Annotated in this window: 21 protein-coding genes and 1 riboswitch; of the genes, 16 read left to right on the top strand and 5 right to left on the bottom strand. The window is 46.0% G+C overall.

Going from position 1 to position 22,674, the window contains the following annotated elements; genetic code table 11:
- The first annotated feature begins 139 nt into the window (after positions 1-139).
- From AC0LWM_RS20515 to AC0LWM_RS20495, 5 genes are all read left to right on the top strand, one after another.
- Entirely contained in the window at positions 140-1,036 is an 897-nt protein-coding gene (locus AC0LWM_RS20515; protein WP_474676853.1) for an ABC transporter permease, read from the top strand.
- Between the two features lie 30 nt (positions 1,037-1,066).
- Positions 1,067-1,960 (top strand): carbohydrate ABC transporter permease, encoded by an 894-nt coding sequence (locus AC0LWM_RS20510; protein ID WP_474676852.1) that lies wholly within the window; start codon positions 1,067-1,069, stop codon positions 1,958-1,960.
- A gap of 57 nt (positions 1,961-2,017) precedes the next feature.
- Positions 2,018-3,568 (top strand): extracellular solute-binding protein, encoded by a 1,551-nt coding sequence (locus tag AC0LWM_RS20505; protein WP_474676851.1) that lies wholly within the window; start codon positions 2,018-2,020, stop codon positions 3,566-3,568.
- A gap of 197 nt (positions 3,569-3,765) precedes the next feature.
- On the top strand, positions 3,766-6,309 hold the full coding sequence (gene uvrA / locus AC0LWM_RS20500; RefSeq protein WP_474676850.1) for an excinuclease ABC subunit UvrA: 2,544 nt from the start codon (positions 3,766-3,768) through the stop codon (positions 6,307-6,309).
- A gap of 144 nt (positions 6,310-6,453) precedes the next feature.
- Positions 6,454-6,723 (top strand): hypothetical protein, encoded by a 270-nt coding sequence (locus tag AC0LWM_RS20495; protein WP_474676849.1) that lies wholly within the window; start codon positions 6,454-6,456, stop codon positions 6,721-6,723.
- A 113-nt stretch (positions 6,724-6,836) separates the two neighbouring features.
- Here AC0LWM_RS20495 and AC0LWM_RS20490 read toward each other — a convergent pair whose 3' ends face one another.
- A complete protein-coding gene (locus AC0LWM_RS20490; protein ID WP_474676848.1) occupies positions 6,837-8,261 on the bottom strand; it encodes an aminotransferase-like domain-containing protein in 1,425 nt (474 codons plus the stop codon).
- Positions 8,262-8,403: 142 nt separating this feature from the next.
- Here AC0LWM_RS20490 and AC0LWM_RS20485 point away from each other — a divergent pair, with 142 nt between their 5' ends.
- From AC0LWM_RS20485 to AC0LWM_RS20475, 3 genes are read left to right on the top strand one after another with little or no spacing between them, the layout of a single operon-like run.
- Complete coding sequence (locus AC0LWM_RS20485; protein WP_474676847.1) at positions 8,404-9,345, top strand: DMT family transporter; 942 nt, start codon at positions 8,404-8,406, stop codon at positions 9,343-9,345.
- Entirely contained in the window at positions 9,342-9,776 is a 435-nt protein-coding gene (locus AC0LWM_RS20480; protein ID WP_474676846.1) for a PaaI family thioesterase, read from the top strand. The genes AC0LWM_RS20485 and AC0LWM_RS20480 overlap by 4 nt, the downstream gene beginning before the upstream one ends.
- A gap of 60 nt (positions 9,777-9,836) precedes the next feature.
- Positions 9,837-10,319 carry a GNAT family N-acetyltransferase gene (locus AC0LWM_RS20475; protein ID WP_474676845.1) on the top strand — a complete coding sequence of 161 codons (483 nt, stop codon included), beginning with the start codon at positions 9,837-9,839 and terminating at the stop codon, positions 10,317-10,319.
- Positions 10,320-10,449: 130 nt separating this feature from the next.
- Here AC0LWM_RS20475 and AC0LWM_RS20470 read toward each other — a convergent pair whose 3' ends face one another.
- On the bottom strand, positions 10,450-11,856 hold the full coding sequence (locus tag AC0LWM_RS20470; RefSeq protein WP_474676844.1) for an MFS transporter: 1,407 nt from the start codon (positions 11,854-11,856) through the stop codon (positions 10,450-10,452).
- A 145-nt stretch (positions 11,857-12,001) separates the two neighbouring features.
- On the opposite strand from AC0LWM_RS20470, the gene AC0LWM_RS20465 reads away from it, so the two are divergent.
- Positions 12,002-12,931 carry an AraC family transcriptional regulator gene (locus AC0LWM_RS20465; RefSeq protein ID WP_474676843.1) on the top strand — a complete coding sequence of 310 codons (930 nt, stop codon included), beginning with the start codon at positions 12,002-12,004 and terminating at the stop codon, positions 12,929-12,931.
- Positions 12,932-12,998: 67 nt separating this feature from the next.
- Here AC0LWM_RS20465 and rplD read toward each other — a convergent pair whose 3' ends face one another.
- The 3 genes from rplD to AC0LWM_RS20450 all read right to left on the bottom strand — a co-directional run bounded on the left by rplD (position 12,999) and on the right by AC0LWM_RS20450 (position 15,314).
- Positions 12,999-13,622, bottom strand: coding sequence for a 50S ribosomal protein L4 (gene rplD, locus AC0LWM_RS20460; protein ID WP_474676842.1), 624 nt, complete (start codon positions 13,620-13,622; stop codon positions 12,999-13,001).
- Between the two features lie 244 nt (positions 13,623-13,866).
- Positions 13,867-14,130, bottom strand: a complete 264-nt coding sequence (locus tag AC0LWM_RS20455) for a CD3324 family protein (protein WP_474676841.1) — start codon at positions 14,128-14,130, stop codon at positions 13,867-13,869.
- A 446-nt stretch (positions 14,131-14,576) separates the two neighbouring features.
- Entirely contained in the window at positions 14,577-15,314 is a 738-nt protein-coding gene (locus tag AC0LWM_RS20450) for a YheC/YheD family protein (RefSeq protein WP_474676840.1), read from the bottom strand.
- A 234-nt stretch (positions 15,315-15,548) separates the two neighbouring features.
- Here AC0LWM_RS20450 and AC0LWM_RS20445 point away from each other — a divergent pair, with 234 nt between their 5' ends.
- From AC0LWM_RS20445 to AC0LWM_RS20415, 7 genes are all read left to right on the top strand, one after another.
- Complete coding sequence (locus AC0LWM_RS20445) at positions 15,549-16,319, top strand: YheC/YheD family protein (RefSeq protein ID WP_474676839.1); 771 nt, start codon at positions 15,549-15,551, stop codon at positions 16,317-16,319.
- A gap of 87 nt (positions 16,320-16,406) precedes the next feature.
- Positions 16,407-16,486, top strand: a riboswitch (ZMP/ZTP riboswitch).
- Positions 16,487-16,565: 79 nt separating this feature from the next.
- Positions 16,566-17,048, top strand: coding sequence for a GNAT family N-acetyltransferase (locus AC0LWM_RS20440; RefSeq protein ID WP_474676838.1), 483 nt, complete (start codon positions 16,566-16,568; stop codon positions 17,046-17,048).
- 297 nt (positions 17,049-17,345) lie between these two features.
- Positions 17,346-18,089, top strand: coding sequence for a GNAT family N-acetyltransferase (locus AC0LWM_RS20435; protein WP_474676837.1), 744 nt, complete (start codon positions 17,346-17,348; stop codon positions 18,087-18,089).
- A 231-nt stretch (positions 18,090-18,320) separates the two neighbouring features.
- Positions 18,321-19,793, top strand: coding sequence for a serine hydrolase domain-containing protein (locus tag AC0LWM_RS20430; protein ID WP_474676836.1), 1,473 nt, complete (start codon positions 18,321-18,323; stop codon positions 19,791-19,793).
- A gap of 268 nt (positions 19,794-20,061) precedes the next feature.
- Positions 20,062-20,862 carry a Cof-type HAD-IIB family hydrolase gene (locus AC0LWM_RS20425; RefSeq protein ID WP_474676835.1) on the top strand — a complete coding sequence of 267 codons (801 nt, stop codon included), beginning with the start codon at positions 20,062-20,064 and terminating at the stop codon, positions 20,860-20,862.
- Positions 20,863-21,178: 316 nt separating this feature from the next.
- A complete protein-coding gene (locus tag AC0LWM_RS20420; protein WP_474676834.1) occupies positions 21,179-22,024 on the top strand; it encodes a VOC family protein in 846 nt (281 codons plus the stop codon).
- A gap of 124 nt (positions 22,025-22,148) precedes the next feature.
- Positions 22,149-22,535, top strand: a complete 387-nt coding sequence (locus tag AC0LWM_RS20415) for a VOC family protein (RefSeq protein WP_474676833.1) — start codon at positions 22,149-22,151, stop codon at positions 22,533-22,535.
- Positions 22,536-22,674: the final 139 nt, after the last annotated feature.

The following is a 22,674-nucleotide window of genomic DNA, read 5'->3' as shown; positions in this document are numbered from 1 at the left end:
TTCGAGCCTGTTTACAATGAAAGAGATTTCATCCAGGGCATACGACAAGGGGGAGACGATGGAAGCTGCAGAGAAAAGAGTTATGTTGAAAACGAATACATTTCGAAGAAGAAAGAGCGGCTATCGAGATGGACCCAGCTTGAAAAAAAGGCTGTGGCGTTACCGCGCATTATACGTCATGCTGCTGCCGACGCTGCTTACGATCGCCGTATTTAGCTATGGGCCGATGTACGGCATCGTTATCGCTTTCAAGGACTTCTGGATTTCAAAAGGGATTATGGGCAGTCCGTGGGTAGGCTTCGACAATTTCGAAAAGCTGTTCGCATTGCAGAAATTTTGGCAGGTGCTGCGCAACTCGGTGGAAATTAGCCTGCTGCGGCTTGTAACGGAGTTTCCGGCGCCGATCATACTAGCCTTGCTGCTGAACGAAGTGCGGCGTACGTTCATGAAGCGGACGATCCAGACCATCGTTTATTTGCCGCACTTTATTTCGTGGGTCACCATCTCGGGCATCATGTTCGCGATTTTGTCAGACGACGGTCTCGTCAATGCCATTGTCGCATTTTTCGGCGGGGATAAGGTGCAATTCCTGTCGCAGAACGGGCTGTTCCGGCCGATACTGATCTTGTCCTCGATCTGGAAGGAGATCGGCTGGGGTACGATTATCTTTCTTGCGGCGATTGCGGGCATCTCCCCCGAGATGTACGAAGCGGCAAAAGTCGACGGGGCCAACCGGCTGCAGCAGATGCTCCATATTACGCTGCCTTCGCTTGCGCCGGTCATTACAATGCTGTTGATCTTGAACGTGGGTAGTCTGATGTCGGGCGGCGGTTTCGACCAAGTATTCAACTTGTACAACCCGCTCGTATACGACAGCGGAGATATCATCGACACGTATGTGTTCCGGGTCGGGATTACCGAAGGAAGGTACAGCATGGGGACGGCGGTAGGACTTTTCCTCAACGTTATTAATTTGATGCTGCTGGTGATCGCCAACAGCATCGCCAAACGTGTCAACGGTCAAAACATATATTGACGCAACGGCAAAACTTCATCGGAGGTAACCATGAATATGCACATGAAACGACACCGCCCTATGTCCTCTAGCGGAGGCATGGTGTTCGATATCGCAAATGGCTTCTTCTTATGCTGTTTAGCCGTCGTCACCCTGTATCCGTTCTGGTATGTCCTTGTCGGATCTTTAATGCCTTATTCGGAAGCGATTCGAAGTACGTTCAACTTGTTCCCGAAGCAAATCACTTTTGAAGCATACCAGTTTGTATTCCAGTCGGAATTTATTATGAAAGGCTTCCTGATCTCGGTCATCATCACGATTGCGGCTGTCGTCTACCAGCTGCTGCTTACTTCGATGGCCGCTTACGCACTGACCAAAACCGACTTGCCTTTCCGCAGCTCCATCTTTATGTTCATGATCATAACGATGTTCGTCAGCGGAGGATTGATCCCGTTCTACATGCTGGTCAAGGAGCTGGGACTGGTCAACAATCTGCTCGTCATGATCGTTCCTTCCGCAGTAGGCGTGTTCAACTTGATTGTCATCAAGACGTTCATGCAGACGCTGCCTATCGACATGGAAGAGTCGGCTTATTTGGATGGAGCCGGTTATACACGCATATTGTTTACGATTATATTGCCGCTATCCGGTCCAGTGCTTGCGACAATGGGATTATTCATCGCAGTCGGGCAATGGAACAACTGGATGACGCCGACGTTGTTCATTCACGACAAGAATCAATGGCCGCTTGCCATGGTGCTGCGTGACATTCTTGTCCAGAACAACAAGAAGCTTATCGAAGCGGGCTTGGCAAACAAGCTGATGCTGGATAAAACAATCAAAAACGCGGTGATGATCGTATCGATCGTACCGATTATCGCGGTATATCCGTTTATTCAACGGCATTTTGTCAAAGGCATGATGATCGGCGCGGTAAAAAGCTAGTCAGCGTCGTATTCAGTACTGATATCACATAAGGGGTGTTCTGTGGTGGAAACAGCAATGAAATCGAATATCAAACGGATCTGGGTCAGTTTGCTTGTCGTCGTCCTGCTTACGCTAACCGCGCTTGGCTGTTCGGATAAAGGCTCGTCAAGTGAGGACGCGAGCGGAGCGTCGGGCGAACCGGTGGAAGTATCGATCTTGATGCCGGGCGGGTTCACGCTAAAAAACGATTCCCCGATCTACAAGGAACTGCAGAAGAAATTGAACATAAAGCTGAAGATCCAAACCTCGGCATGGGACGACTACGATCAGAACTTGAATATTATGATGGCGTCGGGGGAACTGCCTGATCTTTTCTTCAACTATAGCGTCGGCATGTTCATGGGCGAATATTTAGGCGTATATAAGAAATGGATTAAAGAAGGCATGCTGTTGCCTATGAGCGATTATACCGACAAATATCCGAATCTGGCGAAACGGCTCAGCATCTTCGAAGGCGAGAAGAAGGCAAGCGGAGGCAAGCACTATTCTCTCTACCTGCAGAACTCCGATAAGGAAACGCAGAACGGAGGAGCCTGGTATATCCGCAAGGACTGGCTTGACAGGTTAAAATTGGACATACCGAAGACGACCGAAGATTTCTACCAAGTCGCTCGCGCTTTTACGAACGATGACCCGGACAGCAATGGCAAGGCGGATACGTACGGTCTGGGGGCCGCGGAGAATTTGCAGGACTTGTACCCGCTGATCAACTCCTTTAACGCAAGCTTGATGCGCGCTCGCAACATTAACGGCGTATGGACGCCAGAGGTTGTATCCGACGAAATGAAAAACGCACTGCGTTACGTAAAAAAGCTATACGACGAAAAAATAATGGATCCCGAGTTCATGCTGATCAAGCAAGAGCAAAAGGTCGAGAAGTTCGTTACAGGCAAAGTGGGCATTATCTATGTGAACAGCGGCTACAGCGGCATGTTGAACAATTTCAGAAAGGCTTACCCAGATAAGGATCCGACGTCGATGGTCAACTACATCCCGCACCTGATTCAAGGTCCGGACGGAACCGAACGGATCGACGGCAATCCAAATTGGTGGGGGGCGTACTCCATTAATTCGAAGTCGAGCGAAGCCAGGCAGCAGAAAGCATTGGAGCTACTCGACTACTTGCTGTCGGAGGAAGGCGTGAAGCTGTTTACTCAAGGGGTGGAAGGCGTTCATTATAAAGTCGAAGGCGGCAAAAACGTCAGCTTGCTGCCGGAAGGGAAGAAGCTGAGCGATGTCGATACGGCTGCGTCAATAATCGGATTATCGACCTCTATTCTGCCGGCGAATGAGGAAGACGAAACGAACAAGATCGATAAGGCTTCAGGCTTCGATGCTTACGGCAAACCAGGTCCCGATCCGCTCCGATTCCTGGACTTGAGCACCGATGCACTTGATTTATACAAGCAGCTGTTTGATTTTACCGGCCAAGCGTTGACGAAGCTCGTCATTGATTCGCAAAATTATGACGAAGAGTGGAATACGTACAAGGAAACTTGGATGAACATGGCGGGAGCAAGCTTCATTGAGAAGTTGGATGCTGAAGCTAAGCAAGCGGGGTTGTAAAAGTATAAAATTCGTAAACTGTCGCATTTGCGGCAGTTTTTGTTTTTTCAAGCATACTCGATAGTGCAGTAATTGAATATGACAGTAGTTGTCATGTATTGGATGTTAAACTAATACAAAGCCAGAGCCGGATTTTAAATTACGCGGCTTTGCGCTTGCACAGCTTGCTTCCAATACGATGACAAGGAGTCGAAGATATGAGCGGATACGGAAAGGAACGGAACGATTTTATTGAAATAATAGGCGCCCGAGAGCATAATTTGCAAAATATTTCGCTGCGCATCCCGAAATACAAGCTCGTCGTGCTAACCGGCTTATCCGGCTCGGGCAAATCGTCTCTCGCGATGCATACGCTGCAAAAAGAATGCCAGCGCCAGTACATGGAATCGATGGGCATGGTAACCGACTACATCAGCAAGCCGAACGTCGACTCGATAACCGGATTGTCGCCGTCCATCAGCATCGGGCAGCATAACAATAATCGGAACCCGCGCTCCACGGTCGGAACAGTAACGGAAATTTACACATACTTGAGGGTGCTTTTCGCAAGGCTGGGCGAACGCCCGTGTCCTTCCTGCGGCTATACGGTGAAGCCGGTATTTGAGCCGCAAAACGGCACAGCGGCGGAAAAGGAAAGCGAGAATTTCGTGGAAGAGGAAAGCATGGAAGGGCAGAAGGTTGAATGTCCGTCCTGCGGCCACCGGCTTCCGGAGCTGACGATGGCCCATTTCTCCTTCAATAAAATGCAAGGAGCTTGCCCCTCCTGCTCAGGGCTAGGGTTTACGAGCCAACTGCGGATGGAGGAAATTATCGACGAGGAGCTTAGCGTTAGCCAAGGCGGGGTTAAGCTGTGGGATACCGACAGCTTCATGCTGCCTTATTATACGGAGTCGCTGCAATTGGCGGCGAATCATTACGGCTTCACATTTGACCCGGAACTCCCCATCAAGCATTATAATGAAGCGCAGCGCGCACTGCTATTCGACGGTGTGTCGAGCGAGAGGTTTCAAGCTTTGTTTCCCGGCCGAAAGCCGCCTAAAGCGGTAGGTAAAGGAAAGTTCGAAGGCATCGTAACAACGTTTTATAAAAAATATAACGAAAGCTTGAGCGACGAAGAAGGGCACAAAAAGTGGAGCCGCCACTTCGCGACGGAGCGATGCTCCGACTGCGGCGGTACGCGGCTGCGCAAAGAAAGCCGCCAGGTGACGCTGCAGCAGGCGTCCATCGTCGACATCGCCGACTATGCGCTCGACGAGCTGTACGACTGGCTGCAGCCGCTCCAAACCGTCGTAAGAACCGAGGCTAGGGCAATCCTTCATCCGATTTTGCAGGATTTGCAGGAGCGAATCCGGCGGCTGCTCGAGATCGGTCTGCCGTATTTGACGCTGTCCCGGTCGGCCGTTTCGTTGTCGGGCGGTGAAGCGCAACGGCTGCGCATCGCTTCGCTGCTAGGCTCCGGCTTGACCGGCGTGCTGTATATTTTGGATGAGCCGACGACCGGCCTTCATCCGAGGGATTCGCTTCAACTGCTCCGCGCCTTGAAGCGGCTTCGTGACCTGGGCAATACGGTGCTGCTCATCGAGCACGACACCGACGTGATGGTGCAGGCCGACCATATTATTGACATGGGGCCGAAAGCGGGCAGGGAAGGCGGCTGTATCGTAGGCGAAGGGACGCCGGACGATATTCGCCGGAACGGTTCGTCGGTGACCGGACCTTATTTGATATCGGCCCCGTTTCCCGTCCGCCCAAGAAGAACGGGAGAAGGCGGCAGGCTCGTCGTCCGGGACGCGACGGAGCACAACCTGAAACAGGTGTCCGTCTCGATCCCGCTGCATCGCTTGGTCGCTATTACCGGCGTATCGGGCTCGGGCAAGTCAACTTTTTTATTCGATGTCGTGGAACGGGCGATTTCCGAACGCGACAATACCGGGCGAGTGAGCGGGCTCGAGCAGATCCGCAAGTTGATCACGGTGCATCAGGAGCCTGTCGGCAAAATATCCCGCTCCAATATCGCGACGTACACCGATTTGTTCACTTCTATACGCAATTTGTACGCGGGTTTGCCCGAATCGAAGCGAAAGAAACTGACATCCAGACATTTCTCCTTCAATACGCCCGGAGGCCGATGCGAGAAATGCAAGGGACTTGGCGTCTTGCAAATGGACATGCATTTTCTGCCCGATGTCGATGTGCCTTGTCCGGTATGCGGAGGCAAACGGTTCCGCAAAGAAGTACTTGAGGTAAGCTATCGTGGACACAGCATATCGAATGTGCTGGATCGCACGGTAGAGGAATGTATGCCTTTGTTCGATGAGCACAAAGACATCAAGAGCAAGCTGGAGCTGCTCGTCGAGGTCGGATTGGGCTACGTCAAGCTCGGTCAGCCGACAAGCACGTTGTCCGGAGGCGAAGCGCAGCGGATGAAGCTGTCCCGGGAGCTGGCCAAAAGCAGCGGCGGCCACGCGCTTTTTCTGTTGGACGAACCGACGACGGGGCTGCATCCGGCTGATGTCGAGCGGTTGACCGCATTTTTGCACAGGCTAGTCGAAGCAGGACATACGGTGATCGTCATCGAGCATCATCTCGATGTCATTTGCGCCGCTGACTGGATCATCGATTTCGGACCGGAGGGAGGTAAAGCCGGGGGACGCATTGTAGCGGAAGGGACGCCGGAGCAGGTACAGCACGCCGAAGGCTCCTATACCGCGCGGTTTGTTAAGCAGCGTCTCGAGAACTGACTGACGGGTTGAATTCCTGGACACGGGTTCATACGATCCAAGTAATGCGAGAGATGGAAAACTTTTTATCGATTTTCGTCTGGGATAACTTGTATACGGTAATACTATATACAACTAGTGTTTCTGGATGAATGGGAGGATATTATGGATCAGCATGAAGGTGAATCACTCATCGAGCGCTTTAAGCGTTACTATGAGGATTATCGGATGACTTCAGACATAAATTCCAGCTTCACAAGCGCTTATGAAGCATTGACGCTCTCCGTCATCGATCAGGTGGATGACTTTGCCGCTCAATCCGATGTAACCGCTATTCGTAACACAGTAAGGGAATATCGAGAAATCCGAAGTTCGATACAAGGCAGCAACGATTCCGTTAAGGAACGGTTCGAGTCGGAATTCCAAGATACATAAAGTATCCGATCACAGCGGCAGTCTAAGAAGTGATATGCTCCCCATACGGTAGACAGGTGAATAAAAAGCCTGCTACTGTGAGGGGAGCTATTTCATGTTTGATAAGCCCGAATCTAATTCAACATTCCCTCGTCTGCCAATTCGATAAGCCTCCGAACGCCTTCTTTCAATAGCTGCTCATTCAAATAAGAGTAGCTGAGGCGAACCCACGATTTATACTCCTTGAGCGGATCGCAAATCGCTCCGGGCACAAAGGTGATGGATTGCTTGATGCATGTACTAAGCAAACGTTCGATCTTCACCGTCTCCGGCAGCTTCACCCATAAGTTGAATCCGCCTGCAGGGGAGTTCCACTGCCAGTCGGTAGCGGACAATTCATGTTCTACGATGTCCTTGCGGACCGCAAGTGCAATGCGAAGCTTCTCTACATGCTGCTGCAGCCGCTCGGAGAAAAAATAATGCAGGAAAATTTTTTGACTTACCAAGGGCGTCCCGCTGTCCGACAACGATTTGGCTTTTGTCAAGTAGTTCATGATGGAAGGGCGGCACGCAACGATGGCGATGCCGAGGCCGGGAGCGATATATTTGCTGAAGCTGCGAAGATAAATGACCCATCCTGCCGTATCGTAAGCAAAAAGAGGCAGTGGCGGCTCTTCGCCGAAATAAATGTCGCGGTAAGGATCGTCCTCCAGCAGCAGACATTGATACCGCTCGGCAAGCTCAACGAGCCTTTTCCGCTGTTCGGCGGGTACGACATAGCCTGTTGGACTTTGAAAGGTGGGATTTAGATAGAACAGCCGCGGCTTGTAGGTTTGCATCAGCTTCTCCACCTGTTCCAGATCGTAGCCGTACGGATGGATCTCGACCGGAACAATAACTGCGCCTTGTCTTCTGAAAATGTCAATCGCCGTGCTGTAGGTAGGGCGCTCCATCATAACGGCATCTCTCGGCTTGACCAGCGCTCTGGCCACCAAATCCATGGCCCCCTGCGAGCCGCAAGTTATCAATAATTCGTCTGCAGATAAGTGAAACCGGTGACAATCGGTAAAGTAACGGCACAACGCATTCCGAAGCTCCTGGTCTCCTTGCGCGGTAAAGTAGGTGCCGAGCATTTTGGGATACAAATCGAACACTTGCTTCACATATTCCGAAAAATAAAGATTCGGGAGCAGGTTCGGGTCGAGCAGCGATTTTGATAGTACATATTCGGCTTGCACCTGATGGATTTCAGAAAGATGGCTTTCATGCACGTAAGCGGAAACGATCGGATTATGCAGCGAATCCGCAGGCAGACTGCCGTCCGGTCTCACATAATAGCCGGATTTGTCCTTCGCTTCAACGATCCTGTTTTCCTTAAGCAACTGATAAGCTTTAAAGACCGTTAGTCGATGCACATTGAATTCCAACGCCAGCGAGCGGATAGAGGGTAGCTTCTCGTGTGGCTTCCATTCTCCGCGACGGATCCGGTCCAGAAGATAGTCATAGACTTGCTCAAACAGTTTGCCTGCATGTCCACTTGATAGAACAGTTTTTTTCACGTTTTGCCCCCATGCCCAGTATCCCTCAATTACGCACTTGTGCGTGTGTCTCTATTATACAGGAAACTACAGCCTTCTGTTCTGGTCCATTCGATCTGTTCTGTTCACCTTCGTTTATGATGGGAAAAAGGAGGTTTTGGATATGAACAGAAACACTTTACTAACGGGTATCATCTCTTGTTTGATTCCTGTGCTGGCATGGGGAGGCATGTTTCCCGTCATGCAAGTTGCTTTGACGGTTCTCGATCCGTTCTATTTCACAACGATTCGCTACATAGCGGCTGGCCTTATTCTACTGGGAATATTGATCGTTTTCGAAGGGAAGAACGCTCTCCGATTGGAGGGGGAGTCGTGGAAGTTATTATTTTTTGGCGCTGCAGGGTTTTCGGGATTCGGCTTTCTTACCTTTGTCGGACAACAGCTCAGCGGACCGTCAGGCGCAATCATTGCCTCCGTTATCATGGCGTTGATGCCGCTAGTGACGACATGCGTAAATTGGGCTGTGAATAAAAGAAAACCTAAACGATCTACTTTTATTTCAATTTTCATTGCGCTTTCAGGCGCACTGCTGGTCATAACGAATGGAGATCCCTTACTAATCGTTCAGGCCAAAGATCATGTTGCCGCCGGTTTGCTGATTATGCTCGGCGCTTTATGCTGGGTCGTTTATACGATGGGAGGCAGTCGATTTTCAGGCTGGTCGCCGCTTCGCTATACCGCTTTGACAACATGCTTCGGTTCCTTGATGAATATTCTAGTCGTGCTGTCGGCAACGGTTTTCGGAGCCTTGACGATGCCAAGCGCGGAGAGGATCGGAAGCGCAGGGTCGGAATTGCTGTATATGATCCTGATCGCAGGAGTACTTGCCGTGTTCACTTGGAACGTCGGCAATAAAATCTTGAAGCCGGAGAACGGCATGCTGTTTATGAACATCGTCCCTGTGACGACAGTCACGATCAGCGCACTCCAGGGCGTTGAAATCGGAAGGTTGCAGTTGGCGGGGATCCTCATCGTGATCTTCGCGCTGGTGATGAATAATTTGATTCAGAGACAAAGGAAAGTAGCAGGTGAATATGCAAAATGACCATTCTTGAGCATTATCGGAAAGTGCTGAACGGAGAATTGGAACAATCCCCCGTTGAGCGCCTTATGGGACTGAAGCTCATTAGCGTAGAAGAGGGCGACGCCACGTATGAAATGCAGGCTTCGGAACAACACGCGAATCCGCAAGGCACATGTAACGGCGGCATTATCGGCATTCTCGCCGACATGGCCATGGGCATTGCTTACGGCTCTACCTTGCAAGAAGACGAAACCTTCACCACAATCGAGATGAAAGTAAACTTTTTTAGACCTGTGTGGAACGCCAAAATAAAAGCCCATGCTACGCTGTATAAGCGAGGACAGACCATTGGGTTCATCCAATGTGATATAACTGACGAGGACGGTAAACACGTTGCTCATGCCTCAAGCACTTGTATGACATTAAGGGGCGATAAGGCGCAAGGCAGATAGGCACGCGGGACATGCCCAGGAAACGAGCGGCGATGGATTCACAAGAGGAGGAAACATAACATGCTTGAAACAATGCTCACGATCACTTCGATGCAGACGCCCGAAGAAGCACGGGCCTTCAAAACACTTAACGAGGAATGGATTGCCCGAATCTTCGCCATCGAAGAGGCGGACCGGGTGATCCTCGATAACCCGGTGGTGAACATCGTGAACAGAGGAGGAGACGTACTCATCGCACGCAATAGCGATTCGATCGTAGGATGCGTTGCACTCGTGCCGACTGGGGCCGGCGTGTTCGAACTCTCGAAGATGAGCGTTGCACCGGAGTTGCGGGGGCGCGGATACGGACGGAGAATCATCCATGCCGCTATTAACCGTGCACGCGAACTTGGCGCAACATCGCTCTTTTTGGGCAGCAGCACCAAGCTACCGAACGCCGTTCATCTTTACGAGTCGCTTGGGTTCAAGCACGTTCCTGTCGAGCGGATCGGGCACTTGCCCTATGTAAGAGCGAATGTGTTTATGGAATTGGAACTAAAATGAATTGTGAACGGGGACAAATTTATCGACGTAGTCGTTCTGGTTTTAACGGGAGACGATAGCACAATATAAGCAGCGGCAGTCTAAGACTATGTTTTTCAAGTCTTGGACCGCCGCTGTTATATTTTTGCTGTCATGAATCAGTTAATGCTTGTTCTCGTCTGGATTGGCTTGCCGGAAGAAAGCAGATCAGCGTCACAATAAGAGCAGACGTTATAAATAACACGGAACCCAATATGGAGCTCGATATAGCATAAGCGAAATGCATCTTTGAAGGTTGATCCGTACGGATAGCTGCATCAAATACGGATATGAGAATAGCCAGTCCCAACGAGGAACCGCTTTGATGCGCGACATTAATGAGACCCGAAGCTGCACCGGAATCGAGAGGATCCACACCAGAGAGCCCCAATGCGGTAAGCGGTTGGAAAACCATGCCCGCGCCAATGCCCATGATCGTCAACAGGATGAACATTTGCGGAAAGAACTGGGCTTGCACGTCAACGATCCGGCTTATCCAGAGGGTCCCCATGATGGCTAATAGAAAACCGACCATTAGAACTTTCCTATTTCCAAAACGGTGCACCAACCCGGGCATCAAATACATCATCCCGAACTGGGCGACTGTAAATGGCAGGAAGGCTAAACCTGCTTCAAGCGAGCTGAAACCGAGCACGTTTTGCAAATACTGAGGGATAAAGAAGAAGAGTGAAAAATTCCCGCCAACCATGAGGAACCTTCCAAGATAAGCCCCGGACCGCTGACGGCTCGCAAACAATCGGAGAGGGATGATCGGCTCCGTCACCCGGGCTTCAATAAGAACGAATGCCGCTACCAAAATAATCCCGGCTGCAAGCGAAATCCATGTTTCGGGTTTCCCCCAACCGCGCTCGGCAGCCTGAACAAAACCGTATACCAACGCAGTCATGCCGATGACGGAGACAATCGCACCCCAAAAATCAAAACGTCCGGATCTCGTACCTGTTTTCTGTATATATCGCTGTACTAAATACAGCAAAGCAATCCCAATGGGTACATTGATAAACATCCCGACACGCCAAGACATAAAATCGGTGAAAAATCCGCCAAGTAGGAGACCGATACTTCCGCCACCAGCCGAAACCGCGCTGTACATCGCAATTGCTCTGGAGCGTTCCTTGGCTTCGACGAAGCTCGCTGACAGTAATGCTAGCGCAGCAGGCGTTGCTAATGCAGCCGCAAAGCCTTGGAATGCGCGGGAAACCAGCAAAAATTCGGCAGTCGGCGCCAAACCAGCCAGCATGGAGGCAAGCGAAAATAATCCAATGCCTACACCGAGCATTCTTCTTCGCCCCAGAAGGTCACCTGCCCGGGCGCCAAGCAACAAGAAGCCGCCGAACGGCAAAATGTAGCCATTTTGGACCCATGTCAAGCTAGTAGCCGTCATATGCAGCGAACGGCCGATTTGAGGGATTGCCGTTACCATAATGGAGGCGTCAAGCACAACAATCAGTTGACATGCGATGATAATGGTTAAAATCATCCATTTTGATTGATACATAAGCATGTTCCTTTCCTTTTCAATTATTTCGTGTTCCTGAAAAATATTATGGATGGAATTGGAGGAAGGAAGTAGACCGTTACTGCATAAAACTTGCCTAAAGCTGCAAAATAATGTAGATTGAAATAGAAGGGGGTTGGAATTCTTGCCTGTTTCTATTCATAAGAAAGCATTGGATCAGCTCATTGCAATATCTGATCGGATTACCCTGGCGGAAGGACGGACGCCAACGATAGTTCCGTTTCTTACAATTGTCAGGAGCAGCCGTGAAACGCAGAAAAGTCCGGGGGTGTTGACGCCTTCTTTTTGCCTGATCCTTCAAGGGGCTAAGAAGCTCTACCTTGGTCAAGAAATCTTTCATTACTCGGCGGGCGATTATTTGGCGTCACTCATCGATATGCCGGCTGCAGCCCAAGTCATCGACGCTACGGAAAAATCGCCGTATATCGGTTTGCGTGTCGATTTTACGACTCAAGAAATAGCTTCTGTGGTCATGGAGGCGGAAATCAGTACGGAGCCAAAGGAGAAAAATCGGAGTGCCGGTGCCTTCATCGGAAAATCGGATGCCGCGCTGCTGGACATATTTTTTCGATTGCTGAAGCTGGTTGATAAGCCTAAAGAAGTTCGATTTCTGTCCGAGTTGATCAAAAGGGAAATGATTTATCACTTGCTGTCAGGAGAATTTGGGCACTTATTTTTGCAGAAAGCGCTTTTTGATCAAAGAGCGGACGGAGTCGGAAAGGCCATTCATTGGATCAAAGAAAACTACGCATGCTCTTTCACAATTGAGGAACTCGCCAAATCCTGCAACATGAGTATCTCCGGGCTGCATCATAAATTCAAAGCCGTCACGACAATGGGCCCCTTACAGTACCAGAAGCAGCTTCGCCTTCTGGAAGCGAGGCGCCTCATGCTGAGTGGTCCCATGGGGGCAACGACAGCCGCTTTGACAGTAGGCTATGAAAGTCCGTCACAGTTCAATCGGGAGTATCGGAGGCTCTTTGGTCTACCTCCTCTCCAGGATATAAAATCGTTGCGAAAAACTTCATATGCCGGAAGATTTGAAGAAAGTTAAGTGTAAAAAAAACCGAACGCATCGTTCCAAAAACATTGGAACTTGCTTCGGTTCTCAGTTGCCTTCATTAAGAGTACATTTCCGTTATCATCGTGACAGCTTCTTTAGCGATGATTAATTGATCACAATTCAGAACATTGTATACATGAATGGAGTCAGCTACGGCGGTTTCTACACTAGGTATGTTATTGGCGCTTTTAATAACAAAGTTATTTATTGAAGGTGTAACAATGAGTACCTTTTTATCTGCCCCGAGGGCATTAAGCATAGCTACTATAGACTTTGTCCTGTAATTTTCTAACTTGATCTCGTCGACGACAATGAGTTCTTTGTTCTGTACTTTGCTAGATAATGCAGATTTTATAGCAAGCCGCTTAACCTTTTTATTGAGTCTGTAGCTGTAGTCGCGAGGTTTAGGAGCAAACACAACTCCTCCGCCACGCCAATGAGGCATTCGAATCGAACCTGCTCTAGATTTATCAATTTTATTCTGCTTATATGGTTTTCTGCCGCCGCCTCTAACTTCACCACGTGTTAGTGCAGATTGTGTTCCACTGCGATTATTTGCCAAATAATTGATAACTGCATCATGCATAATCGATTCATTGGGAATAATCCCGAAGATGGATTGTTCAAGTTCCATTTCACCAACATGAATACCTTCCATATTAAAAATAGTAACATTCAACATGATTCTTTCCTCCAAATCCTAAACTTTCACGATATCGGTCCTATATCCACATTAAAAGCAGAACCGATAGTTATAAAGGTAACAGATCGAAATTACATAAACTATATACTTAACGGTTCTGTAATGTTTGGTATCCTTCTGCATCAGGGAAAATGAAAAAAGATGATCCCGTGTGAATACAGGGATCATCTTCTTACAGCGTAGCGTTTTTTATTCGTTGGATTTGATTACAATTCAGCGATTTTTATTTGTTATAAATTATTTTTCTGATCGCATAAACAGAAAGGCAGTAAGAATCTGCAAGTTCTTGAATCGTAGTACCGGAAGTATATGCAAGTATGATTTCGCTATTTCGCCGATCAATCTCTTCCCGATAACCCGATAATTCTCCCCAATTTTTATGTTGATCTTTTATTGCGGGAATGTAGACGTATTCACCTTGTACAAAATCTTGCAATTTTTCAACCAATTCCTTGGGGAGAACATCATTAGCGTTGAAATATCTCATGTAGACTCACTCCTTGAATAATTGTAATCTCTCAAGTAGCAAAGCCAGCATGATTGGTGATGATGTTATTCCATGCAAATATCACCAAATAACTGTCTTTGCATGGAATTGAACATGGGTGATTGTCATATTTTTATGAGACAACGTTCATCACTCCTTTATTTACTTGTTGTGTCCGTATAGCTGACCGCAGAAAAAGCTACAAGAAAGTTACCTTTCTTGTAGCTCAAATAAACAAATACTAAAATGTAACCCAATGAATGGATTAGGTATTGTTATGATTTGAGTAAGAGAATAAGTAACGATCCTGCTTAACAAAGAATAAAACAGTTTGTTTTATCATTCGTAAAAAAAGCAAGATATTACATGATTCTCGTCATCTCCCCTAGATTAATTACAAGCATTGTAGCACAACCCATTTTACATTTCAATTTGATAATCAGCACTCACCCTTTAATTTCTGAGTATCTTAGAATCCTTTTGTACATCGTTTTGTTCTTCAAAGTGTTAAAGATGCTCATATCAGGTTTTGTTTTAATCTCCAAAACCCAGAGATTCATTTTATTATCCATTGCTATATCAACTCCGAATGCTCGTTTACTTCTATAACTTCTACCAAGGACATTGCTTGCATCTTTTCCTAATTTCTCAATGATTTGAATGTACTGTTTCCGCGATTCGTTATCGAGATGTGACTTGAGCAAGGTATCTATAAGTAATGGAGTTCCACCAGAATGATAATTTGTAACGATTTTATTCCGCTTCGCTTGTCTTCCAATAATCCCAGTCACATCGAGTATTCCTTTTTCATTCTTTTGTACCATAACTCTGATATCGAACGGACGATTATTGTGTTTTAACAATACAATTCCTTTTTGAACAATATATTTATCTCTAATTAGATTCCTTTGAATCGAAGCAAATAAGATATTTAAAGAGTTAAAATTACGTACATTCGATTTGGAGTGTAAAATAAAGTTATTTTTCTTAGTTATTTTAGCTATCCCATGGCCGCCTGTTCCCTCATCTGGTTTCAAGTAAACTGATCCATACAATCTCAGCATTGTTTTAATGTTAGACAAAGTTGCTTTTCGAGTGTCTGGCAAAAATGAGCGTATCATTTTATATCTCTTCATGAAATTGTACTTTCCTAATTTCCCCATTTTATATTTTACCTTTTTCACACGCTACCTCCAAGGTTCCAGCGCAGCATACAAGTGCGCAGGGGGAACGTTCTAACATTCATCACATACATACGCTCCAGCCTCGGCCCCGGACTGTGCGGATACCTACACGGACTCAGCGCAACGCCGGAATGTGCTTCGATTCGGTCGGCTTGTCGTTTTTCATATGTAGGCACAGGCAATTTGCCCTTGCAAAATCCGCCTAACATACATATTTTATTGGGGGGTTCATCTTTGGAAAAAAAGGAGCGGGTTTATTTGGGGAAGATTCATTTCCACCGTATGTTTCAGAAAGTGCCGCAATTAAGAGCATATTTGCCAGATACTGTAATGTGTAACGAAACTCGGTTAGCAGTATATTTAGATCGTTTTCCTGCGATATTCATCAAACCAGATGAAGGTGGAGGTGGAGCAGGGGTAATTAAAGCCTGGAAGAGGGGGGCTTTGATTTATTACGTAAAGGAAAAAGGAAAGCAACAGAGTGTGAATTCGGTTCAAGCCCTGTTTCAAACGTTGGAATTAAAAAATCGTCCGCACATCCTTCAAAAGGGAATCGATCTTGCAAGAATAAATGGCCGTCCTTATGATATTCGGCTGATGATGATGAGAGATCGATCGAAACGGTGGACCTATATAGGAATGGTTGCCAAAGTTGCTGGAGCTCAGAGTATTATAACCAATGTTGCAAAAGGGAAAGGCTACGTTATGCCAATTGATAGGGCTTTGCGAAAGTCATTAGGACTTTCTCTATCAGGGGCTGCAGAGAAAAAAAACGAACTGATTCGTTTAGCAAAAATATGTACCCGTGTCTATAGTAAAAGCCGATACGACTGGCAAATCGGATATGATCTTGCTATTGACCGTAAAGGCAAGGTGTGGTTTATAGAATCGAACCCGACCGTCCCGGCCCACGGATTATTTCGTAAAGAACCGAAAGTTTTCCAAACGATAAAACAACTAGCCGCTTTTCATAAATTAAAGAGAAGGCTTAAATTAAAAAAGTAAAGCAAATCACCAAGCAGCGATATGTTCCGATCGCCGCTGTGTTGCCATTGATTTGATTCAATTTTCAGACTATAATAAATGCAATGATTTGGTATGTGTGACTGGCGTAAACGTGGATAACCACGAGGGAGCACATATTTCATATGCCGTACGCCTGGGCAAAGTATTTGGTCTATGACCGAATACTTTTATTTATTTTTATAAGAGTAACAGCACCAATTGAGGTGCATATTAGGAGGAAACAAAATGAATATTCGCTATTTTCAGGCGGATGATCAAGAAGAAGTTATAGAAATAATGGCAAGTCACCCGCTGCAATTTCCAGAGTTCATTATTGATAAATACCCAATACGATGGAATGACTTCTTGAATTCTTCAACTGAAAACAATAAAGGCCAGTTTTATGTGGCATCCAATGAAGATAATGAAATCGTTGGTCATGCGGGGTACCTATTTAATTCCGAGGTAGGTCTTTATGAGATCGTTGGTGTAGCGATTAAGAAAGCTGTTCAGCGTCAAGGTATAGGAAAAGCTCTTATCAGTGTGATATGCAATAGCGTTAAAGAGATGGACGAGAATAAAATTATTCTTTTTACACTGGGTCATGTAGGAAATGAAGATACGATAACATTTTACCGAAAGATAGGTTTTGATCTGATCAATTACGAAAAAGACTTCTTTCGTAGCGAATACCATAGAGTCACGTTTACTAAAAATTTGGCTATCTAAAACTTGCGGGAAAAGCCACTAGCCAATGGCAGTCCTTTATGCTAACAGGTACTTTAGCTCAATAAAACAACAAACAAAGGCTGCCGGCAGAGCGATCCGGCAGCCTTTGCTCTGATTATCAATATGAAAAAGGATACCCCTAAAAAAGTCATGGATACATAATAGTATATAAAAAAATTCAACATAAGTCTATTTATTTTTTGGTGAGAACTGTATGTTATTGATGCGACCTAACTTGGAAGTATCAAAAGAACAAAGGCGCTTCGTTGCGTCCCCGAAACGAAAGGAAGGATAACGATGATTATGACACAAAAAGAAATGCTGTTCATTGTGCAATCACAACTTGCTATTGACCTGAATTGCTCTATCGATGACCTGAACGGCGAAAAGGACAGCATTATTTTTGTTGAAGCTAAAGAAAATCCAGGATGCAGACCATTTCCAAGGAAGGCACGTTATTTCGAAATCTTGTCTATGGGAAAATCAATTGTAGTATCGGCTACACCCGAGCGGTTGTTAATTGCCAAAACACAGATGCAGGGCAAAAACAGGGATACCGTATTCTCCTTACCATTTATCAGAGGCCTTTACTTGCATTTTTTGCCTGATGTAAAAAGAATTAAGCCAATGTCACCGCCCAAATATTTTTCATTTGAACTGATAAAGCGGGAAGAAGTGTTCAGTTTATTTGATGTCACAAGATTCAATGAAGCTATTATATATGATACGAATCTTCCCTGGCAGACTGATCTAGCTGTGCTTGCAAAGCACGATGGAGAAATTGTCGGCGTGGCAGGAGCAAGCAAAACCTGTACAAAACTTTGGCAAATTGGCATAGAAGTATTACCCCAATATCGTAATTTGGGATTGGCTAGTTATCTTGTAAACAGGCTGACTTTTGAAATATTGGAACGTGGAGAAATACCGAGTTATGACGTAATCGCGAGTAACATTGCTTCACAGAGAGTAGCTCACCGGTTAGGGTATCTTCCCGCATGGGTGTCTGATTGGCGATGCAATTTTGAAGGACTTGAACAGTAATTATATCTAAAGAAGCTTAAACTATCGGTATACGTTAGTTGTACACCGCGGCAGCCGGTCAGCACGATCGGCCGCCTTTCTGTTTTACGGGCAGCTTTAATCAGGAAGGGAAGGGGTAAATCTGATTATAAATATTTTCTCGCTAAATGTACTGCTATATCTGTGATATTGTGAAATTGCCAAGCTGGAGCTGCAGTTGCAGAGTGTTCACGAGAGGAAAGGGGAAAGTAAATGAGAACCAGTAATGCTTCACGCACAGTAGCAAAATTAAACGATTACATGGACGCACTAGCGAACCGGGGGTATTTCAACGGGGCGGTCTTGGTAGCTGAAGGGAATAAGATATTGCTGCGAAAGGGATATGGTATGGCCAATTTTGAGCACGACGTACCCAACACCCCGCAAACCAAGTTTCGAATCGGCTCACTTACAAAAGGATTTACCTCTATGGCGGTATTGCAGTTGCAAGAGCAGGGAAAGCTTCGCATTGATGATCCGATCCGTTTTTACATACCAGATTATCCGAATGGCGACATCATTACGATCCGCCATTTATTGACGAACACTTCAGGAATACCGGATTACCCAAGCTTTCCGAATTATTGGAAAGAAACGATGAGGCTGTATGCTACCTTAGAACAAACCATTGGTTCGTTTAAGGATAAACCACTACAGTTTCTCCCAGGAGAAGGATTCAGTTATACGAGTTCGCCTTATATTTTGCTGGGTTACATTATTGAGAAGACCTCGGGGATATCTTACGAACGATATATATCCGAACACATCTGTAAGCCATTAAATTTAGTGAATACAGGATGTGAAGACGGAAGAACACTTCTGAAACATTTTGCGTCAGGGTACTCCATATGCAAAGGAATCATTCCAACCGAATATGTCGACATGTGCCTACATGTGGGAGCAGGTGTGATGTATTCAACGATCGATGATCTTTACCTGTGGGATCGGGCGTTATATAGGGATGATTTGATTGGAAAACATGTGCGCGATCAACTATTCGGAAGCATGAGCTCACCTGTCGGGAGTTATGGCTGGGTTGTAACGGAGCAATCCATTAATGACAAGCCAAGAAAACGTGTCTGGCATAATGGAACGATGAATGGGTTTTATGTGGAGTTTAATCGTTATATCGATGAGGAAATCGCTATTATCGTGCTGAGCAATATCAACCTCACGCCTGTAGACATAATCAGCCAATGTTTAGCCAAGATCGTGATGGGAGAAGCGGTCGCCCAGCCCGGAGCTATACAGCCGTTAGATATAGCGCCAAATTTACTTGAAAAGTATGCGGGAATATACAGTACTGCGGAAAGAAATATTGATCCTTCGCAAGCAGATCGTTTGAACGAGGCTTTAGATCAACTGACTATTATCGATACGCCACAGTTTGCAGTCGGGTTGTTTTACGACACTTTTTACCGTTTCGGAATTGATCCCAGTTCCACCGTGGTCGTGACCTTTGAAGATAACAGACTCTATCTATTCATGCAAAAAAATAAAGGGGCATGGTTTAAATACGAGCTAATACCGGTTTCTCAACAAACGAATACTCTAAAATGCGTTACCGCACACATTGACGAACAACTTGAATTTCACACGGACCCCGATGGATATTTGCGATTCATCCATTTTGATCCAGCTGGAAATCGAATCGATGCTGTAAAATTAACTGCAGAGATTAATTAATGGGGGGACGCTTTAGTTATTGAGCTAATGCGTATTATGAAATCGAGCCTTTACAGGAGTGCTAGTATGCTTAGTTTGAAACAAATCCTTGAAGAGGGATACCGTCGAAAACTTCAAGGATGATTCAATGGATAATGATTTAACGATTCTAGGTCTATACCATTTGTCCGGGCAATGGAAAGCGCGATAATGGAATTAAAGAATTGTGCAGCCCACGTAACCGATTGCAGTGTTATCATTGGTTGGGAATTGTTCAGGAGGGATACGCATGAAATATAGAATGATTTTTAGTGATATCGACGGAACATTATTGAATTCAAATCATGAAATAAGCCAAGGGACCATCGAGTCTGTTCAAAATTTACACCTTCCATTCATCTTAGTTTCAGCACGAATGCCCGTTGGAATTCTACCTTTGCAAGAAAAATTGAACATTAATGAACCACTAATCTGTTTCAGTGGAGCTCTTGTTCTCGGAGCGGCACAAGCGGACGGGAGTCGAGAGGTTTTCCATAATAAAGCGTTGAAGTCCAAAGACGTGAGAGAGATTTACACTGTAGTAACCGATAAATTCCCTAATGTTAGCTTTAGTGCTTACAATAAGGATAACTGGTTTGTACCGTCGCTGGAAGATGAATGGATTATTCAAGAACGTGAAATAGCCGGCACACACGCACAACCTTTTAATTTTTCCAATGACATTCTCCCGACGGTCAACAAGCTACTTTGCATGGGTCCTCCTGAAGCGATAAATTACCTGGAATCCGAATTAAAAAATAATCACCCCGATATCACGATTTATAAGTCCAAACCGACTTATTTGGAAATTATGGCCCAAAATGTTCTTAAATCTTCCGCCATTGAAATCCTGATCAAGGCTAGAGGTGTCGTCAAAGAAGAAATAGTCGCTATTGGCGATAACTACAATGATATAGATATGCTTCACTTTGCAGGTCTAGGGGTAGCTATGGGGAATGCTCCTGATGAAGTCAAGTCAGCTGCGGATATCGTAACGTTATCTAATGACGAGGACGGATTGAAAGTTGTTCTAGAAAAGTACTGTTATTGAAGATGGAAATTTTGAAACAATAGGCGGAATTGTTTCCTGATCAGGCATTGGCTGCTTCTATTGCGAATTGGATGGGACTAACACAAAATGACAACAAAGACCGCATTTTGGGGGGCATAGTTAAGCTATTGTGTGGAGCAGTGCGCCGCGGCAGCTGCTCCAATTATTGTTCGATAGTGTGATTGTAGATACGAAATTATGAATAGATTTATTTTTTACTTAAATAAGTCAGGTTTGCGATATCATGTGGCATCAAAATAACTGTAAGCTACTGGGACGTAAGTTCAAAACATAATCAGAGGAGATGGTAAGTAAGATGGTATCAAAGATTCCGGTATTGGCGTTTGATGGTGGACAAGTCGATACGCTTTGGGACAACCACGAACCCGCTATCGAGTGGTACGAAAAGCATCTAGCTGTCGTTCCGAGTATACGAGCCGATAAAGTACACTTTCGATTTGATTTAAGCACAACATCCGAGATGATGACATTTTTTCCGGGCTACTTTAATCTGCACTCGATTATCACATCGAAACGGCCTGTACACTTGTTTGCAGAACGGGGAACAGTCGACCCTAATATCAGATTGTGCTTCGGAACCAAAAACCTGGAGCAGGAGCATGCGCATCTCAAGGCACATAACATTCGCGTAACGGATATCTATAAGGGGGCCGGAGATAAGTCTTATTTTGATTTTTGGGCTACCGCCGAGGGAACCCGGTTCACAGCTGTCGGTGCACCGGAGCTGCCTGGTGATGTACCACGGTACATAGATGCCTTTATTCGGATCGGCATTTCCGATTTGCAGTCATCGGCCAACTGGTATCGTAAATTTTTGGGATTTACATATACCGAGGCCGGGCAGTCTCAGGAATGGATAGAGATGAAAACGCTATGTGTGGAAAATATGGACGGACAGAGAGTAACCCCAATATCGAAGAGCTACTCCATTTTTCTAGAGAAACTTCCTTCGAACATGGAGAAAGGCCGTATCGATGGCCCCGTGCGGCTGTTCTTCCTCATTGAAAACAGAGAGGAATTTGATCAATATCATCAGACGCTTAAGGACAACGGAGTGTGGGTATCTCCTATAGGAGACGGTTTTGGGACGTTTCATATATATGACCCGGACGGAAATAGGCTGAACTTCTGGCATTACTAGAGATAAACAATTCGTCGCTGGGAACAAGATTGATCGGCGGTCTGCAACAATTCATAGAAGTAATAGGCAGAAGAAAAAAATATGTTAATTTGATGTGCATTCATTGATAGGTGGTGTTATTAATATGGGGTATGTTAAAGCTAGCGAAGTTCATTTAGGTATCCCTGTCGACGATTTCGAAGGCTCAATTGACTGGTATGTTAATGTTTTGGGTTGCGAGCTTGTCTGGAAAATGGGAATCGCACAATTAAAATTACCATCCGGACAAAAAATTGGAATATTTACGCCTGAAGAGAAGGACGAATCAAGCATTTGGTACGTGGGTGATTATAAATCACATCCACATTTTTCGATTCAATTTGTCACTACAGATATAACAAGACTACGAGAGGAACTGATTGCAAGTGGTGTTAGGGTAGGGGAAATTATACGTGGCGGCGGCGGTGGATTCGATATGATGTTTTTTGATCCAAATGGTAATCGTTTCTGGGCAATAGAAGACCCCAAATAACCACAAATTATTGCGCTATTGGGAAACGTGAGTGGAGCAGCTGCCGCGTGAACAGCCCCCCGTCAAGTAGACAGTATAAAAATCAAAATCAATCAAGCGGCCTTCGTCCTGAACTCCATCGGACTGAGGCCGTTTAGTT

The sequence above is a fragment of the Paenibacillus sp. sgz302148 genome, from assembly GCF_056120465.1.
Note: the sequence above shows the minus strand (reverse complement) of the source record. Positions and strands in the feature narration are given on the sequence as shown.

Bases quoted from the DNA above. Each gene is read 5' to 3' on its own strand.
- AC0LWM_RS20495 (WP_474676849.1), top strand. From the start codon at position 6,454: ATGGATCAGCATGAAGGTGAATCACTCATCGAGCGCTTTAAGCGTTAC.
- AC0LWM_RS20440 (WP_474676838.1), top strand. From the start codon at position 16,566: ATGAATATTCGCTATTTTCAGGCGGATGATCAAGAAGAAGTTATAGAA.
- AC0LWM_RS20420 (WP_474676834.1), top strand. From the start codon at position 21,179: ATGGTATCAAAGATTCCGGTATTGGCGTTTGATGGTGGACAAGTCGAT.
- AC0LWM_RS20470 (WP_474676844.1), bottom strand. From the start codon at position 11,856: ATGTATCAATCAAAATGGATGATTTTAACCATTATCATCGCATGTCAA.
- AC0LWM_RS20435 (WP_474676837.1), top strand. From the start codon at position 17,346: ATGATTATGACACAAAAAGAAATGCTGTTCATTGTGCAATCACAACTT.
- uvrA (WP_474676850.1), top strand. From the start codon at position 3,766: ATGAGCGGATACGGAAAGGAACGGAACGATTTTATTGAAATAATAGGC.
- AC0LWM_RS20455 (WP_474676841.1), bottom strand. From the start codon at position 14,130: ATGAGATATTTCAACGCTAATGATGTTCTCCCCAAGGAATTGGTTGAA.
- AC0LWM_RS20480 (WP_474676846.1), top strand. From the start codon at position 9,342: ATGACCATTCTTGAGCATTATCGGAAAGTGCTGAACGGAGAATTGGAA.
- AC0LWM_RS20430 (WP_474676836.1), top strand. From the start codon at position 18,321: ATGAGAACCAGTAATGCTTCACGCACAGTAGCAAAATTAAACGATTAC.
- AC0LWM_RS20475 (WP_474676845.1), top strand. From the start codon at position 9,837: ATGCTTGAAACAATGCTCACGATCACTTCGATGCAGACGCCCGAAGAA.
- AC0LWM_RS20510 (WP_474676852.1), top strand. From the start codon at position 1,067: ATGAATATGCACATGAAACGACACCGCCCTATGTCCTCTAGCGGAGGC.
- rplD (WP_474676842.1), bottom strand. From the start codon at position 13,622: ATGTTGAATGTTACTATTTTTAATATGGAAGGTATTCATGTTGGTGAA.
- AC0LWM_RS20485 (WP_474676847.1), top strand. From the start codon at position 8,404: ATGAACAGAAACACTTTACTAACGGGTATCATCTCTTGTTTGATTCCT.
- AC0LWM_RS20505 (WP_474676851.1), top strand. From the start codon at position 2,018: ATGAAATCGAATATCAAACGGATCTGGGTCAGTTTGCTTGTCGTCGTC.
- AC0LWM_RS20415 (WP_474676833.1), top strand. From the start codon at position 22,149: ATGGGGTATGTTAAAGCTAGCGAAGTTCATTTAGGTATCCCTGTCGAC.
- AC0LWM_RS20425 (WP_474676835.1), top strand. From the start codon at position 20,062: ATGAAATATAGAATGATTTTTAGTGATATCGACGGAACATTATTGAAT.